The 2449-nt window shown below is 59.0% G+C and carries 2 protein-coding genes; both read right to left on the bottom strand.

The genetic code is table 11. The features are described 5' to 3' along the window. On the bottom strand, positions 1–702 hold a 702-nt coding region (locus tag GUA46_RS12820), incomplete at its 3' end, for a gluconate 2-dehydrogenase subunit 3 family protein (protein WP_176620832.1). Between the two features lie 3 nt (positions 703–705). After that, positions 706–2430, bottom strand: a complete 1725-nt coding sequence (locus GUA46_RS12825) for a GMC oxidoreductase (RefSeq protein ID WP_176620833.1) — start codon at positions 2428–2430, stop codon at positions 706–708. Between the last annotated feature and the right edge of the window lie 19 nt (positions 2431–2449).

Below are 2449 nucleotides of genomic sequence, written 5' to 3' on the forward strand. Positions count from 1 at the left end.
CAAATTACCGTCTTCGTCCCATTCTGCGATGACGCCCCGCTTGCTCTGGTCCACGCACTTGGCCAGCCATTCCTCGTCGTAGGCCACCCCGTGCTGGTCAAGGACGTCCTGTGGCACCCCGTCCCATACATTGGGCTGGTTCCCCTTGTAACCGATTTCCTCTATACCGATCTTGCTGGTGTAGAAGCCCGTCATCGTAAGGTTCCTAACCAGGGAGAAGAAGTTCACCTCAAAGGGGCGCTCGTTGCCCGGCACCTCCGGGTCGTAGTACGCGATACCGTCCAAAATGGCCTTTTGTTGTTCCTCCGTCGCATCCTTGAACTCCACTCCGTGCTCCGTGTTGCTCTTGTGGTCCAGCCACATCAGCCCTCCTCGGATGTCCGGCTGCAGGGTCTCAACGTCCTTGCCCATGAACTCGATGAAGCCCACAACGTCCGCATCCGATGCCCCCTTGTACTCCTGCGTCGCCGGGAGTATCAGGTCGCACAGTACCGTCAATGTCTCCACCTCGTGCGGGTTCAAGAACTGTTCGTCCTGTAGCTCCGTTATCTGCTCCAGCTCCTGGGGAACGCGCCCCGGGTAGGTGATCTTCGGGGCCTCCGTCAGTTCGGTGCCCTCCGTCGAGGGCTTGCAACCATGGATCGCAAGTCCGCCCGCAACAGAGCCCAATACTATCGACTTTAAACTCTTCCTTCTGTCCATACCCTATATGTTTTGTTGTTTGAGTTGTTCCACGATGTACTCCGAGGCCCTCATCGAGAGCGCCAATATCGTCCATGTACAGTTCTTGTCCGCCTGCGACACGAATGGCCCCGCGTCCACGATGAACACGTTGTCCACATCGTGCAGCTGTTGGTACTTGTTGGTCACCGACGTCCTTGGGTCGTCCCCCATTCGGGTGGTGCCCACCTCGTGGATGATCTTTCCGGGGTTGTGAAGCCCGTAGTTGGTCTCCTTGCCCGGCTTCTTGCCCAATGGCTCCCCGCCCATGTTGATCAGGATCTCCTCGAAGGTGTCCTGCATGTGCTTGGCCTGGTTGATCTCCAACTGGCTCCATTTGTAGTTGAACCTCAGTACGGGGATACCGAACTCGTCCACCGTGGTCGGGTCGATCTCGCAATAGTTCTCCTTCCTCGCGATGGACTCGCCCCTTCCGGCCATGCCCACGACCGCGCCGTAGTACTTCTTGGCGTCGCTGCGCAGCACGTCCCCGTAGCCGCCCACCTTCGTCCCGAAGAACTGGTTGAACTCGTTCACGTTGAAGCCGAAGCCGTAGCTCGGCATCCCCATGCCGCCCCATACCTCGATATGGTAGCCCCGAGGGAAGTCCAGCTTGCTGTTGTCACCCCACCATGGGGAGTACACGTGCATGCCCCCCACGCCGTCCTCGTTGTAGGAGACCTTACGGTTCATCAGGTCCGGGATGAACCCCGCCCTGTCTGCCCCCGTCGAGTCGTGGAGGTACTTGCCCACCACATCGCTGCTGTTGCCCAGTCCGTTGGGGTGCTGCTCGCTCTTGGAGTTCAGCAAGATCCTAGCGGAACTACAGGCCGAGGCCCCTAGGACCACCACCTTGCCCTTGAGCTTATATTCTTTTCTATCTTCTTTGTTGATGTAGGATACGCCCGTGGCACGGCCCTCTTCGTCCGTGGTCACCTCTCGTACCATGCAGTTCACGTACAGGTCGATCTGCCCGCCGTTCTTCTGCGCCGGGAAGATAAGGCACGTCCCCGCCGAGAAGTCCGCATATACCTGACAGGCACGGTTGCACTGTCCGCAGTAGAAGCACACGCCCCTGTCCTCGTTGATCTTCTTGGTGAGCATCGACATCCGCGATGGGTACACCGGGATGTTGCTCTTCCTGGCCCCCTTGATATAAAAAAGCTCGTGCAACCTTGGCTTGGGCGGTGGAAGGAAGAAGCCGTCCGGGTCGTTGGGAAGTCCCTCGTTGGTCCCGAACACACCGATCATCTTGTCCACCTTGTCATAGTACGGCTTTACATCGTCATAGCTTATCGGCCAGTTGTCCCCGTAACCGTCCACGTCCTTGTGCTTGAAGTCCTGCGGGCCGAACCGCAGCGATATGCGCCCCCAGTGGTTGGTACGGCCCCCCAGCATCCGCGAACGGAACCACGAAAAGTCCGTGCCGTCCTTCTGCGTGTAGGGCTCCCCCTCGATGTCCCAGCCCCCGTAGGCGGCATCGAAGTCCCCGAAGGGACGGAATCGCGTGCTCTTGCCGCGCCTTGGGCTCTCGTAGGACCACTTCAGCTGGGTCTGGTGCTCAGGCTTCGCCGGGTCGAAGAAAGGGCCAGCCTCGACAACGGCCACCTTGAGGCCCGCCTCCGACAGCACCTTCGCCGACATGCCGCCACCGGCCCCGGAGCCCACGATGATCGCATCGTACACCGTAGAATTCTCTATTATCTGCATCTGTTAGTTTGGTTTAATT

This window comes from Flagellimonas chongwuensis, from assembly GCF_013376415.1.
Lineage (GTDB): Bacteria > Bacteroidota > Bacteroidia > Flavobacteriales > Flavobacteriaceae > Flagellimonas > Flagellimonas chongwuensis.